The sequence below is a fragment of the Mycolicibacillus trivialis genome (assembly GCF_002102395.1).
Taxonomy (GTDB): Bacteria; Actinomycetota; Actinomycetes; order Mycobacteriales; family Mycobacteriaceae; genus Mycobacterium; species Mycobacterium triviale.
Map to the genome: position 1 here is coordinate 16,815 of NZ_LQPZ01000027.1, position 12,903 is coordinate 29,717.

The window sequence follows — 12,903 nt, forward strand, 5'->3', positions numbered from 1 at the left end:
GGTCTGCTGTGCACTGTAGCCGCGGGCATCGCACCGCCGGGGTGGTGCTCCGCGCGCCGCCGGATGCGGCGTTGACTAGGTTGGGCGCGGAGGCGTTTGGGTTCCTGGTGGTCCCCCCGGTCTTCAAAACCGGTGAGGCCGAGCACCTCGGTCTGGCGGGTTCGATTCCCGTCCGCCTCCGCCAGCCCAACCGAGTGGGAGCGATGTGACCCAGACCGATCCGCGGCGACGCATCCCGCGCACCGATCAGTTGCTCGCCTCGGCGGCCGCCGAACGGGCCCGGGCCCGGCTCGGCGAACACGTGGTGGCCGCGGTGATCCGTACCGCCCAGCAGCGGGCGCGGCGCGGCGAACTGGAGCCGGAGGCGGTGGCCGACGAGGTGGCCGCGCAGCTGGCGGAGCGGTCCGCTACGACGTTGCGGCCGGTGCTCAACGCGACCGGCGTGGTGGTGCACACCAACCTGGGGCGCGCCCCGCTGTCGACGGCCGCGGTCGAGGCGTTGGTCGCCGCCAGCGGCTACGTCGACGTCGAGCTCGACCTGGCCACCGGGTCGCGGTCGCGCCGGGGGCTCGCCGCGCGGGCCGCGCTGCTGGCCGCCTGCCCGGCGGCCGGCGACGCGCTGGTGGTCAACAACGGGGCCGCGGCGCTGGTGTTGGCCACCACCGCGCTGGCCGCCGGCAAAGAAGTGGTGGTCAGCCGCGGGGAGCTCATCGAGATCGGGGCCGGGTTCCGGCTGCCGGACCTGATCGCCGCCACCGGCGCCCGGCTGCGCGAGGTCGGCACCACCAACCGCACCCACCTCGACGACTACACCGGCGCGCTCGGCCCGCAGACCGGCTGCGTGCTCAAGGTGCACACCAGCAACTACCGGGTACAGGGGTTCACCGCCGCGGTCGACGTCGGTGAGCTGGCCCAACTGGCCGGCCGCCACGGCGTGCCGCTGGTGGTGGACCTGGGCAGTGGGTTGCTGGCCGCCGATCCGGTGTTGCCCGACGAGCCGGACGCCGCGGCCGCGCTGAACGCCGGCGCCGACGTGGTCACCGCCAGCGGGGACAAGCTGCTCGGTGGTCCGCAGGCCGGGCTGATCCTCGGCTCCGCCGACACGGTGGCCGCGCTGGCTCGCCATCCGCTGGCCCGGGCGGTGCGCGCCGACAAACTCACCCTGGCGGCGCTGGAGGCCACCGTGTCCGGGCCTGCACCGCCGGTCACCGCCGCGCTGCACGCCGACCCGGCCCGACTGCGGCAGCGCACCGACGCGCTGGCCGCCGCGGTCGGCGCCGAGGTGGTGGCCCACGACGGCCGGGTCGGCGGGGGCGGCGCGCCCGGTGTGCCGCTGCCCGGCTGGGCGGTCGCCCTGCCGGTGGCGGCGGCGGCGCGGTTGCGCACCGGTGAGCCGGCGGTGCTGCCCCGGGTCAGCGGCGACCGGTGCCTGCTCGACCTGCGCTGCGTTCCCGAATCCGACGACGAGCGGCTGACGGCGGCGGTGCGCGCGGCGGTGGCCGGCCCGGCGGGTGAACCCGGGTGAGCGGATACGTCGAGGGCGGTCACGTCGTCGCCACCGCGGGTCATGTCGACCACGGCAAGACCACCCTGGTGGCGGCCCTGACCGGGATGCAGCCCGACCGGTGGGCCGAGGAGCGCCGTCGCGGTCTCACCCTCGACCTCGGCTTCGCCTGGACTCGGTTGCCGTCGGGACGCGAGGTGGCGTTCGTCGACGTGCCGGGCCACCAACGGTTTCTGGCCAACACGCTGGCCGGGCTGGGACCCGCGCCGGTGGTGAGCTTCGTGGTCGCCGCCGACGAGGGCTGGTGCGCGCAATCCGGCGATCACCGCGACGCGATCGCCGCGCTGGGCATCGAGCACGGCCTGCTGGTGATCAGCCACGCCGACCGGGCCCCCGACCGGGCCGGTGAGGTGCTGACGCAGGCCCGCGCCGAGCTGGCCGAGACCGGACTGGCCGACGCGCCCGCGGTGGTGGTCTCCGCGGTGACCGGCGCGGGCCTGGACGACCTACGCAGCACCCTGGACCGGCTGCTGGCCGACCTGCCCGCCCCGGCCGCCGAGGGCCGGCTGCGGCTGTGGATCGACCGCTCGTTCACCATCACCGGCGCGGGCACCGTGGTGACCGGCACGTTGGCGGCAGGCACCCTGCGACGCGGTGACCGCCTCCACCTGTGCGGCCCCGACGGCGACCACCCGGTGGAGGTGCGCGGACTGCAGCGCTGCGGCCGCTCGCACTCGGTGGTCGCGCCGACCGCACGGGTGGCGGTGAACCTGCGCGGCCGGCCCGCCGACGGCATCCACCGCGGCCACGCGCTGCTCACCCCCGACGCGTGGCCGCTCACCCGCGTCGTCGACGTGCGGCGATGTGGCGGTGGCGCGCTCACCGACGCGCCGGCCGGCATCACCGTGTACGCAGGCACCGCCGCGGTGCCTGCCCGGCTGCGCCCGCTGGGCCCCGACCACGCCCGGCTCACCCTCGACCGGGCACTGCCGCTGGTCTTCGGGGACCGGGTGGTGCTGCGGGCGCCGGGCGCACCGCGCCTGATCGGCGGCGCCCGGGTGCTCGACGCCGAACCGCCGGCTTTCGCTCGCCGCGGCGCCGGGGCTCGGCGCGCGGCCGTGTTGGCGGCGCTGCCGCCGGACGGCGACGTGGCCGGCGAGGTCGCCCGCCGCGGCGCGGTGCGCGCCGCGCATCTCCGCCGGCTCGGGTTGACCGGCGAGCCCGGTCCGCAGGTGGCGGAGGTGGACGGCTGGTGGGTGGACATCGCGAGCCGCCGAGGGTGGCGACGGCGACTCGTCGAGGCGGTCGAGGAGAACCGTCAACGAAACCCGTTGGCGCCGGGCCTGTCCCGCGGAGCCGCCCGCGACCTGCTCGGCCTGCCCGACGCCACTCTGCTCGACACGGTCCTCGCGGGCACCGGCCTGCAGCACAGCGGCGGGCACATCCGCGCACCGGGGCACGGTGATCTTGGTCCGGCCGAGCCGGCCATCGCGGCCCTGGAGGCCCGGCTGGCCACCACGCCGTTCCAGGCGCCCGAGGCGCATGACCTGGCCGAGCTACGGCTGGGTGTCCGCGAACTGGCCGCCGCCGAGGGCGCCGGCCGACTGTTACGGGTCGGTGACGGCGTGGTGCTGTTGCCGACCGCACCCGCCTTGGCGATGCGTCGGCTGGCGGCGCTGCCGCAACCGTTCACCACCAGTACCGCACGACGTGCACTGGAGACCTCCCGGCGGGTCGCCATCCCGCTGCTCGAGCACCTCGACGCCCGGGGGTGGACCCGGCGCACCGACCCGGCACACCGCGAAGTGGTGCGCTGAGGGCGATTTCAGCCCTGCCGCGCGCCGGTGACGGCACCTACGATGGGAGCCATGGGAGAGCAACGACTCGATATCTACAGCGTCGACCCGAAGGCGACGCAGGCCGTACTCGGCCTGGAGAAATACGTGCGGTCCAGCGGTCTGGATCCCGCGCTCTACGAGCTGATCAAGATCCGCGCCTCGCAACTCAACGGCTGCGCGTACTGCCTCGACATGCACAACCGGGAGGCCCGCTCCGGCGGCGAGGACCAGCGCCGGCTCGACGTGCTCGCCGGGTGGCGGGAAGCGGCCGGGCTGTTCACCGAGGCCGAGTGCGCCGCACTGGCGTTCACCGAGGCGGTCACCCGAATCGGTGAGGCCGGTGTCCCCGACGCGGTCTGGGACGAGCTGGCCAGGCACTTCGACGAGCAGACCGTGGTGCACCTACTGATGGCGGTGTCGGTGATCAACGTCTGGAACCGGATGGCGGTGGCCACCCGCCAGCGACTGCCCGACACGACCGGCTAGGGTTCCTCGCGGTCGTCACGGTAGGCCTCGTAGGCGGTGCTGTACTCCATCACCCGGGCCACCTCGGCGACGAATTCCTCGTCGTAGCCGGCCCGGCGCAGCAGGTGGAAACCCATCTCCATGCCCGAGCTGATGCCCCCGGCGGTCACGATGCGGCCGGCGTCGACCACCCGGGCGCGACTGACCCGGCAGGCCGGGGCCAGCGCGGCCAGCCGGTCGATCGGCACCAGACCGTTCGGTCCGGCCTCGGCGCGGTCGGGTTCCTTACGGCTGGTCGCCGCAACATCGTCGAGCAGGCCCATCCGCGCGTAGATCCACGAACCGGTGCACACACTGGTCAGCAGGGTGGTCTCGGGCTGCTCGGCGATGAACTCGTGGAGCCGGCGGTTGTAGGTCTGGGTGCGGGTTCCCGAACCGCCGGGGATGAGCAACGCGTCCATGGCGGGCCGGTCGGTGAAGCCGTAGTTGGGCAACACGGTGAAGCCCGCCTGAGTCTGGACCGGGCGCAGCGCCTCGGCCACCAGGAACGCCTCCAGGGCCGGGTCGAAGCGGCGCGCCACCGAGAAAACCCCGTAGGGCGCGGCGAAGTCGACGACCTCCGCATCGCTGAAAACGTAGATCCCCAACCGGAATCCCTCGACCATGTCCGCTCCCCTCGCCCTTGCTTCGGTGCTTACAGCAATCATCCACCGTTCTCACAGGTACCTGTCCAGCCGATTCGCGCCCATTCCGACGGCACCGGTGGTACCAAGAGATGTACAGCCTAGAACCCAACCGTTCGTCGGCCCGAGCAACGACTTCGAGCCGTCGAGAACTGAGGTCGTCACGTGACCGAGAGTGGCCGGACGCTGGCTCCGCTGCTGCCCGGCGGTGAACCCGTCGAGGCGTTATTGCGCAAGGCTCAATTCTTCTCCCCCGGCACCCCCAGCCCCGACTACCGAGAGTTGCACCGCCGCGACGGCAGGCACGCCGAGGAGTTCTACCGCGAGCGTTGGCGGCACGGCAAGGTGGTGCGCTCCACCCACGGGGTCAACTGCACCGGGTCTTGCTCGTGGAAGGTCTACGTCAAAGAAGGCATCATCACCTGGGAGACCCAGCAGACCGACTACCCCTCCGTCGGGCCGGACATGCCCGAATACGAACCGCGGGGATGCCCGCGCGGCGCCTCGTTCTCCTGGTACACCTACTCGCCGTCGCGGCTGCGCTATCCCTATGTGCGGCAACCGCTGCTGGAGGTCTGGCGCGAGGCCCGGGCACGGCTCGGCGACCCGGTGAGCGCGTGGGCCGACATCGTCGCCGACCCGGAGCGCACCGCGCGGTACAAGGACAACCGCGGCAAGGGCGGTTTCCTGCGCTCCAGCTGGGCGGAGGTCAGCGAACTGATCGCCGCCGCCCACGTCCACACCATCAAGGAGTTCGGCCCCGACCGGGTGGTCGGCTTCTCCCCGATCCCGGCGATGTCGCAGGTGTCGTACGCCGCGGGCACCCGGTTCCTGTCGATGATCGGCGGCACCATCCTGTCGTTCTACGACTGGTACGCCGACCTCCCGCCGTCGTCGCCGCAGGTGTACGGCGACCAGACCGACGTGCCGGAATCCGGCGACTGGTGGAACGCCGCCTACCTGATCATCTGGGGCACCAACCTGCCGATCACCCGAACGCCCGACGCCCACTTCATGACCGAGGCCCGCTACCGGGGCCAGAAGGTGGTGGTGGTCAGCCCGGACTACTCCGACCACACCAAGTTCGCCGACGACTGGCTGGCCGCCAACCCCGGCACCGACGGTGCGCTGGCGATGGCGATGGGCCACGTCGTGCTTACCGAGTTCTTCCGTGACCGGCAGGTGCCGTACTTCCAGACCTACGTCAAGACCTACACCGACCTGCCGTTCCTGGTGACACTGCGCGCCCGCGACGGCGACACGAGCGGCTATGTGCCCGACCGGTTCCTGACCGCCGCCGACCTCGGCGAGACGACCGAGGGCGCCGCGCACCGCACTGTGCTGCTCGACACCGCCACCGGTGAGCCGTTCTTCCCCAACGGCACCTTGGCCGACCACTTCTCCGAATCCGGCAAGGGCAAATGGAACCTGGACCTGGGTGGGCGCGATCCGCTGCTCAGCGTCTACGGGCCCGACACCGACGCCGTCGCCGTCGACCTGCCCCGATTCGACATCGGCGCCACCGAAGGCGGGGCCACCGTGCGCCGCGGCGTGCCGGTGCGCCGGCTCGGAGACCGGTTGGTGTGCACCGTCTTCGACTTGCTGATGGCGCACTACGCGGTAGGCCGCGACGGGCTGCCCGGCGAATGGCCGACCGGCTACGACGACGCCGACTGTCCGCACACCCCGGCCTGGCAGGAACAGATCACCGCCGTCCCGGCGCTCGCAGCGGCCCGGGTGGCCCGCGAATTCGCCCGAACCGCAGAGCTTTCCAGCGGGCGATCGATGATTGCGATGGGCGCAGGCACCAACCACTGGTACCACTCCGACCAGATCTATCGCACGTTCTTCACCCTGACCATGCTGTGCGGCTGTCAGGGCGTCAACGGCGGCGGCTGGGCGCACTACGTCGGCCAGGAGAAGGTGCGCCCGCTGACCGGCTGGCAGCAGGTGGCGTTCGCCTTCGACTGGCAACGCCCCACCCGGCACATGACCGGCACCTCGTTCTTCTACCTACACACCGATCAGTGGCGCTATGAGAAGTTCGGCGCCGAGGAGTTGTCCAGCCCGCTGGGTCGCGGCCTGTTCACCGGTAAGTCGATGGCCGACACCATCGCCCAGGCCAGCCGGCTGGGCTGGACGCCGTCGCATCCCGCGTTCGACCGCAACCCGCTGGAGATCGCCGACGCCGCGGCGGCGGCAGGCAAACTGGTCGGCGACTACGTGGTCGACGAGCTCAAGGCCGGCCGGCTCAACTTCGCCGGCGAGGACCCGGACAACCCGGTGAACTTCCCGCGGGTGCTGACGGTGTGGCGGGCCAACCTGCTGGGGTCCTCCGGCAAGGGCATGGAGTACTTCATGCGGCACCTACTGGGCAGCGACGACGCGGTGCGCGCCGAGGAGTCCCCACCGGAGGTGCGGCCCACCGAAGTGGCCTGGCACGACACCGCGCCGCGCGGCAAGCTCGACCTGGTCACCACCATCGACTTCCGGATGACCTCCACCTGCAGCTATTCCGACATCGTGCTGCCCGCCGCGACCTGGTACGAGAAGCACGACCTGTCCACCACCGACATGCATCCGTTCGTGCATTCGTTCAACCCGGCGATCGCACCGCCGTGGGAGTCGCGCACCGACTTCGACGCCTTCGCCACCATCGCCCAGCACTTCTCCCGCCTGGCCGCCCAGCACCTGGGCACCCGCACCGACGTGCTGGCCGTGCCGCTGCTGCACGACTCCGCCGACGAGTTGGCCCAGCCCGGCGGAGTGGTCCGCGACTGGCGCTACGGCGAATGCGACCCGATCCCCGGCGTGACCATGCCGAAACTGGTGACCGTCGAACGGGACTTCGGCGCGGTCGCCGAGAAGATGGCCGCTCTGGGCCCGCTGGTGGAGACCGTCGGGACCGGGGTCAAGGGCATCCAGTGGAAGCCGACGAACGCGGTGGACTACCTGCGCCGCACCAACGGCGTGGTACGCGGCGGCGCCGGTGACGGCCGGCCGTCACTGGCCCGCGACATCCACATGGCCGAGGCGATCCTGGCGATGTCGGGCACCACCAACGGCGAAGTGGCCCTGCAGGGCTGGGAAGCGCTCGAGGAGCGCACCGGTGTGCGGCTGGCCGACCTGGCCGAGGAGCGCGCCGGCGACCAGATCACCTTCGCCGACACCCAGGTCCAGCCGCGCGCGGTCATCACGTCGGCGGAGTGGTCGGGCAGCGAGACCGGCGGGCGTCGCTATTCGCCGTTCGTGGTGAACGTCGAGCGCCTCAAACCGTGGCACACCCTCACCGGTCGGATGCACTTCTTCCTCGACCACGACTGGATCGCCGAGTACGGCGAGTGGCTGCCCTGCTACCGCCCGCCGCTGAACTACATCAGCCACTTCGGTGAGCAGGGACTGCCCGAGGAGCGGCGGCCGGAGATCACGGTGCGCTACCTGACGCCGCACTCCAAATGGTCGATCCACTCCGAGTACCAGGACAACCTGCACATGCTGCGGCTGTTCCGCGGCGGCCCGGTGATCTGGATGAGTCCGGCCGACGCGGCGACGATCGGGGTCGCCGACAACGACTGGATCGAGGCCTACAACCGCAACGGGGTGGTGGGGTGCCGGGCGGTGGTCACCCACCGGATGCCCAAGGGCACGGTGTTCATGTACCACACCATGGACCGGCACCTGATGACCCCGATCACCGAGGTCTCCAAACTGCACGGCGGCGGTGACAACGCCCTGACCCGCCTGGTGATCAAACCCACCCACCTGATCGGCGGCTACGCCCAGCTGTCGTTCGGGTTCAACTACTACGGGCCCACCGGAAGTCAGCGCGACGAGATCACCGTGATCCGGCGTCGTTCCCAGGAGGTGAGATACCGATGAGGGTGATGGCCAACGTCGCCATGGTGATGAACCTGGACAAGTGCATCGGCTGCCACACCTGCACCGTCACCTGTAAGCAGGTGTGGACCAACCGGCCCGGCACCGAGTACGTCTACTTCAACAACGTGGAAACCAAGCCCGGCGTCGGCTACCCGAAGCGCTACGAGGACCAGGACTACTGGCACGGCGGTTGGACGCTGGACAAAAAGGGCCGGCTGAAGCTGAAAGCCGGTGGGCGGCTGCGCAAGCTGCTCAACATCTTCTACAACCCGGATCTGCCCAGCATCGATGACTACGGCGACCCGTGGACCTACGACTACCAGAGCGTGATCGACGCGCCGCTGGGCACGCCGAACCCGACCGCGCACTCCATCTCGGCGTTGACCGGCAAGGACATGAACGTCTCGTGGGGCTCCAACTTCGACGACGACCTCGCCGGCGCCCCCGAACACGCCATCCACGATCCCAACCTCGCCGGGCTCGAGGAGAAGGTGAAGATGGAGTTCGAAGAGGTCTTCATGTTCTACCTGCCGCGGATCTGCGAGCACTGCCTCAACCCGTCGTGCGTGGCGTCCTGCCCCTCGGGTGCGATGTACAAACGCGCCGAGGACGGCATCGTGCTGGTCGACCAGGACAAGTGCCGCGGTTGGCGGTTCTGCGTGTCCGGATGTCCCTACAAGAAGGTGTATTTCAACCACCGCACCGGCAAGGCGGAGAAGTGCACGTTCTGCTTCCCGCGTATCGAGCAGGGCCTGCCGACGATCTGCAGCGAGACCTGCGTCGGGCGGCTGCGTTACCTGGGGCTATTCCTCTACGACGCGGACAAGGTGCTGGACGCGGCCGCCACCCCCGATGTGCAGGATCTCTACCAGGCGCAGTTGGACGTGTTCCTCGACCCGCACGATCCGGAGGTGCAGGCCGAGGCCGCCCGGGCCGGCATCCCGCACGACTGGGTGGAGGCGGCGCAGCGCTCGCCCTGCTACGAGCTTGCGGTGCGCCACAAGGTCGCGCTGCCCCTGCACCCGGAATACCGCACCCTGCCGATGGTCTGGTACATCCCGCCGCTGTCCCCGGTCGCCGACGTGGTCAACGCCGCCGGGTACGACGCCGCCACCCCCGACAACGTGTTCGCCACGATCGACGCGCTGCGGATCCCGATCGAGTACCTGGCCAACCTGTTCACCGCCGGCGACTCGGATCTGATCCGCACGGTGTTGCGCAAACTCACCGTGGTGCGCTCCATGCAGCGGGCCGCCCAGCTGGGGCTGGAGATCGACGAGAGCCTGCCTGCCTCGGTGGGCTCGACAACCGAGGACCTCGACGACCTTTACCGGCTGCTGGCGATCGCGAAATACGAGGAGCGCTATGTCATCCCGCCGGCCCACCAGGAGGAGGCCGGGCGGCTGATGGGGCAGCACGAACAGCTGTTCTGCAGCCTCGACACCGAGGGCGGGCCCGGGATGGGCGGCACCGGACCGACCGGCCCGCACGGGATCGGCTCCTACCGCCCCGACCACATGAAGCCCGAAAGCGAGCGCTCCACAGCGGGTTTCAACCTGCTCAACTGGGACGGCCGCAGCGCGGCGCCGGGCATGTTCCCCGAGCCCGGCCCGGCGTGAGGACCTCACCGCGATGAACACCGCCACCGCCAAGCTGGCATCGGTGCTGCTGCAGTACCCGACCGCCGCACTCTTCGACGGGCTGGACGAGCTCGACGCGTTCGCCGCGGGCGCCGGACCCAAGAGCGCGCGGCAGGCCTTCGCGCGGTTCCTGGGCTGGTTGCGCACCACCGAGCCGGAGGAGGTCGCCAAGCATTATGTCGAGACGTTCGACCTGCGCCGCCGCTGTGCGTTGTATCTGACCTACTACCGCTACGGCGACACCCGCAAGCGGGGCATGGCGATGGTGGTCGTCAAGGCCGCCTACCGTGACGCCGGATTCGTTCCCGACGAGGACGAACTGCCCGACTATCTGCCGATGGTGCTGGATTTCGCGGCGCTCTGCCCGCGCGGCGTGCGCCTGCTGACCAGTCACCGCACCGACCTGGAGTTGCTGCACCGCGGGCTGTGCAAGGCCGAGTCGCCCTACGCCGACGTGGTCGCCGCGGTCACCGCCGGGCTGCCCAGGCTGGGCCGCTACGAGCTGTCCCAGGTGCGCAGCGCGTGGGAGTCCGGGCCGCCCGCCGAGGACGTCGGACTGGAGCCGTTCGCGCCCCCGGACTACCTCGCCGGATACGGCGCCGCACCGACCTCCGAGCTGGGAGCCGATCAATGCCGCATATAAGCACCTGGGAGCTGTGGTGGTGGGTGATCCTGCCCTACGTCGCCATCGCCGTGTTCATCGTGGGACACATCTGGCGGTGGCGCTACGACCAGTTCGGCTGGACCAGCCGTTCCACCCAACTGCAGGAGCAGCGGCTGCTGAAATGGGGTGCGCCGCTGTTCCATTACTCGGCGCTGGCGGCGATCGCCGGGCACGTGATGGGCATCTTGATCCCCAAATCGTTCACCGACCGCATCGGTATCCCCGAAACCTTCTACCAGGACGTCTCGGCGATCGCCGGATCGGCCGCGGCGATCGGGGTGCTCGTCGGTGGGGGCCTGCTGACCTACCGGCGCACCTCGGTACCGCGGGTGCGGGCCACCACCAGTGCCGTCGACTATCTGGCGTTGATCCTGCTGGGGATCATCGTGTTGCTGGGCATCTACCTGACGTTGGGCATCCAGGACACCTCGCACTACGAGTACCGCGACACCGTCGGGGTGTGGTTTCGCAGCTTGTTCCATCTGCACCCCAACGTGGGGGTGATCGTGGACGCGCCGTTGATGTATCGGGTGCACGCCATCGCCGCGTGGGCGATCTTCATCGTCTGGCCGTTCAGCCGGCTGGTGCACGCCTGGAGCTACCCGCTGTGGTACCTGTGGCGGCCCTACATCGTGATGCGGCACAGCGCTCCCCGGCTGCCGCAGGAGCCCGGTACCGGCGGGCGGCGGTGGCGCAAGATCGGGGTGCGGTACTAGATTCTCGGCTGGATCCTCGCCGCGTCTTCGGTCACTCCGCGGCGTGGCGCCCGGCCGGTGCGCGCCTTTCACGCCGGGCGGCCAGCGCACGCCTCATCTGCCCGATCGCAGCCGCCAACCCGCCGCCGAAAATCGCCAGCCCCACAAACGCGTTGTCGGCGAGGACGAACGCCCCGCCGAGCATCAATAAGAGGCCGGAGACGATGATCACCGGCGTCTGCGGAACCCGGCGCAACTCGCCCTTCTTGTTCCTCGACAGCGGCCCCCGGTCATAGCGCACGTAGTAACCCATTGCCGTCCAGATCGTCAGGACCAGCGACAGTGGGATCAGGAACAAACTGCCCGGTCGAAGCTCCGGCTCGGGGATCAACACCAGTCCGACCAGCCCGAAAAACATCGCCATCCCGCCCAGAAGGGCGAATTGGAGATTTGCCCCGCGCCGCTTGACGTTCACCTCGTCGCCGTCGGCGACCTGCTCCGCCCCGACTGGACGGCCGCCGTCGCCGATCCGGGCGAAATCCTCGATCGACCGCATCGGCGCCACCGGTCCCGTCGGCAGCGAAAAGAACCGCTGCACACTCGCGGCCGGCCGCAACTGGCCGTACACCGCGCTGTACAGCATCCCGTTGTACACCAGATCCCACATCAGCTGGTGCCGCTGCAGTTGCCGCACATTCAGGCTCGACAGCGTGCGCCCGGAACCGTCGACCAACGTGAAAACCTGGCCGCCCCCGCCGGCGCTGATCGTGACGTCTGTCAGCTCATACAGACTCACCCACGCATTGTCTTTTTGCAGCCATCGCGCCCCCGCAACCAGCCAACGACGCGAACCCGAGACATAGAAAAACCAACACACCAACGCGATGAACGGGATGGCAACCAACGCGAAAATGACGGCATCGCGGGTCGGACCGTCCCATCGGATCATGCCGATCGCGAGGAAGGCCCCGAAAATGACCGCGACCCAGGCCGCCTCCCCACGACCATCCCTGGCCGATCCCACATCCCATTCCAACGGCGGGCCCCACACCGCCTCCGGAGGCAACGGACGAAGGATCTTGCCCAACGGCCGACGCGACTCGATCGCAGGCGCATAGTGACTCGGCGCATGCGGCGGACGCGGAAGCCCGGTAGCCGGATCCGGCCGCGACGGCACGGACCGCGGGGACTCGCTAATCGTCCGTCCCCGCGACGACGAAGTGCCACTTGTCCGGATTGCGCGGCGAGTACAACACCGGCCGCAACTCCCCCATCTTCGGCCAGTCCTCGACGTCGACGGCCATCCGCTGATACACGACGTGCTCGTTGAGCGTCGGGCCGTTGATCACGCCGGTGACGGTGACGTACTGCTCACCGGGGACATCGGGTCGCGGGCTGACCCCGGTGATCAGCAGTGTCCCCTCCACCGCGTCGGCGCTCGGCCGGCGTTTGATCAGCCAGGGTGCGGCCACCACTGCGATCGTCGCGATAATCAACAAGAGCACCCAGAAGTCCCACATCCCGCCATGGTAGGA

At 70.2% G+C, this 12,903-nt stretch carries 10 protein-coding genes and 1 tRNA gene; 8 read left to right on the plus strand and 3 right to left on the minus strand.

Translation table 11 applies throughout. The features are described from left to right. Nucleotides 1-88: 88 nt before the first annotated feature. The 4 genes from AWC30_RS10330 to AWC30_RS10345 all read left to right on the plus strand — a co-directional run bounded on the left by AWC30_RS10330 (nucleotide 89) and on the right by AWC30_RS10345 (nucleotide 3,828). Nucleotides 89-184 (plus strand) — tRNA-Sec (locus tag AWC30_RS10330). Between the two features lie 21 nt (nucleotides 185-205). Further along, nucleotides 206-1,525, plus strand: coding sequence for an L-seryl-tRNA(Sec) selenium transferase (gene selA / locus AWC30_RS10335; protein WP_085110111.1), 1,320 nt, complete (start codon nucleotides 206-208; stop codon nucleotides 1,523-1,525). Then, nucleotides 1,522-3,321, plus strand: coding sequence for a selenocysteine-specific translation elongation factor (gene selB, locus AWC30_RS10340; protein WP_272937750.1), 1,800 nt, complete (start codon nucleotides 1,522-1,524; stop codon nucleotides 3,319-3,321). The genes selA and selB overlap by 4 nt, the downstream gene beginning before the upstream one ends. Before the next feature lie 51 nt (nucleotides 3,322-3,372). Beyond that, a complete protein-coding gene (locus AWC30_RS10345) occupies nucleotides 3,373-3,828 on the plus strand; it encodes a carboxymuconolactone decarboxylase family protein (RefSeq protein WP_085110112.1) in 456 nt (151 codons plus the stop codon). On the opposite strand, the gene AWC30_RS10350 is transcribed toward AWC30_RS10345, so the two are convergent. Beyond that, nucleotides 3,825-4,472 (minus strand): DJ-1/PfpI family protein, encoded by a 648-nt coding sequence (locus AWC30_RS10350; RefSeq protein WP_109562016.1) that lies wholly within the window; start codon nucleotides 4,470-4,472, stop codon nucleotides 3,825-3,827. The genes AWC30_RS10345 and AWC30_RS10350 overlap by 4 nt on opposite strands. Before the next feature lie 183 nt (nucleotides 4,473-4,655). Here AWC30_RS10350 and AWC30_RS10355 point away from each other — a divergent pair, with 183 nt between their 5' ends. From AWC30_RS10355 to narI, 4 genes are read left to right on the plus strand one after another with little or no spacing between them, the layout of a single operon-like run. Continuing rightward, nucleotides 4,656-8,369: a nitrate reductase subunit alpha gene (locus tag AWC30_RS10355; protein WP_207568428.1), complete on the plus strand. Its 3,714-nt coding sequence runs from the start codon at nucleotides 4,656-4,658 to the stop codon at nucleotides 8,367-8,369. Beyond that, nucleotides 8,366-9,988: a nitrate reductase subunit beta gene (narH, locus tag AWC30_RS10360; protein ID WP_085110114.1), complete on the plus strand. Its 1,623-nt coding sequence runs from the start codon at nucleotides 8,366-8,368 to the stop codon at nucleotides 9,986-9,988. Before AWC30_RS10355 ends, narH begins: the two co-directional genes overlap by 4 nt. Nucleotides 9,989-10,001: 13 nt before the next feature. Then, entirely contained in the window at nucleotides 10,002-10,652 is a 651-nt protein-coding gene (narJ, locus tag AWC30_RS10365) for a nitrate reductase molybdenum cofactor assembly chaperone (protein ID WP_085110115.1), read from the plus strand. Next, nucleotides 10,640-11,389, plus strand: coding sequence for a respiratory nitrate reductase subunit gamma (gene narI, locus AWC30_RS10370; RefSeq protein ID WP_234808034.1), 750 nt, complete (start codon nucleotides 10,640-10,642; stop codon nucleotides 11,387-11,389). Before narJ ends, narI begins: the two co-directional genes overlap by 13 nt. 31 nt (nucleotides 11,390-11,420) lie before the next feature. Here the strand turns inward: narI and AWC30_RS10375 are convergent, their stop codons facing one another. Then, the gene (locus tag AWC30_RS10375; RefSeq protein WP_133053681.1) at nucleotides 11,421-12,455 is read right to left on the minus strand and encodes a hypothetical protein; all 1,035 of its coding nucleotides are present in this window, start codon (nucleotides 12,453-12,455) and stop codon (nucleotides 11,421-11,423) included. Nucleotides 12,456-12,561: 106 nt separating this feature from the next. Beyond that, nucleotides 12,562-12,888: a hypothetical protein gene (locus AWC30_RS10380; RefSeq protein ID WP_085110117.1), complete on the minus strand. Its 327-nt coding sequence runs from the start codon at nucleotides 12,886-12,888 to the stop codon at nucleotides 12,562-12,564. Nucleotides 12,889-12,903: the final 15 nt, after the last annotated feature.

Bases quoted from the DNA above. Each gene is read 5' to 3' on its own strand.
- AWC30_RS10345 (WP_085110112.1), top strand. From the start codon at position 3,373: ATGGGAGAGCAACGACTCGATATCTACAGCGTCGACCCGAAGGCGACG.
- AWC30_RS10350 (WP_109562016.1), bottom strand. From the start codon at position 4,472: ATGGTCGAGGGATTCCGGTTGGGGATCTACGTTTTCAGCGATGCGGAG.
- narH (WP_085110114.1), top strand. From the start codon at position 8,366: ATGAGGGTGATGGCCAACGTCGCCATGGTGATGAACCTGGACAAGTGC.
- narJ (WP_085110115.1), top strand. From the start codon at position 10,002: ATGAACACCGCCACCGCCAAGCTGGCATCGGTGCTGCTGCAGTACCCG.
- narI (WP_234808034.1), top strand. From the start codon at position 10,640: ATGCCGCATATAAGCACCTGGGAGCTGTGGTGGTGGGTGATCCTGCCC.
- AWC30_RS10380 (WP_085110117.1), bottom strand. From the start codon at position 12,888: ATGTGGGACTTCTGGGTGCTCTTGTTGATTATCGCGACGATCGCAGTG.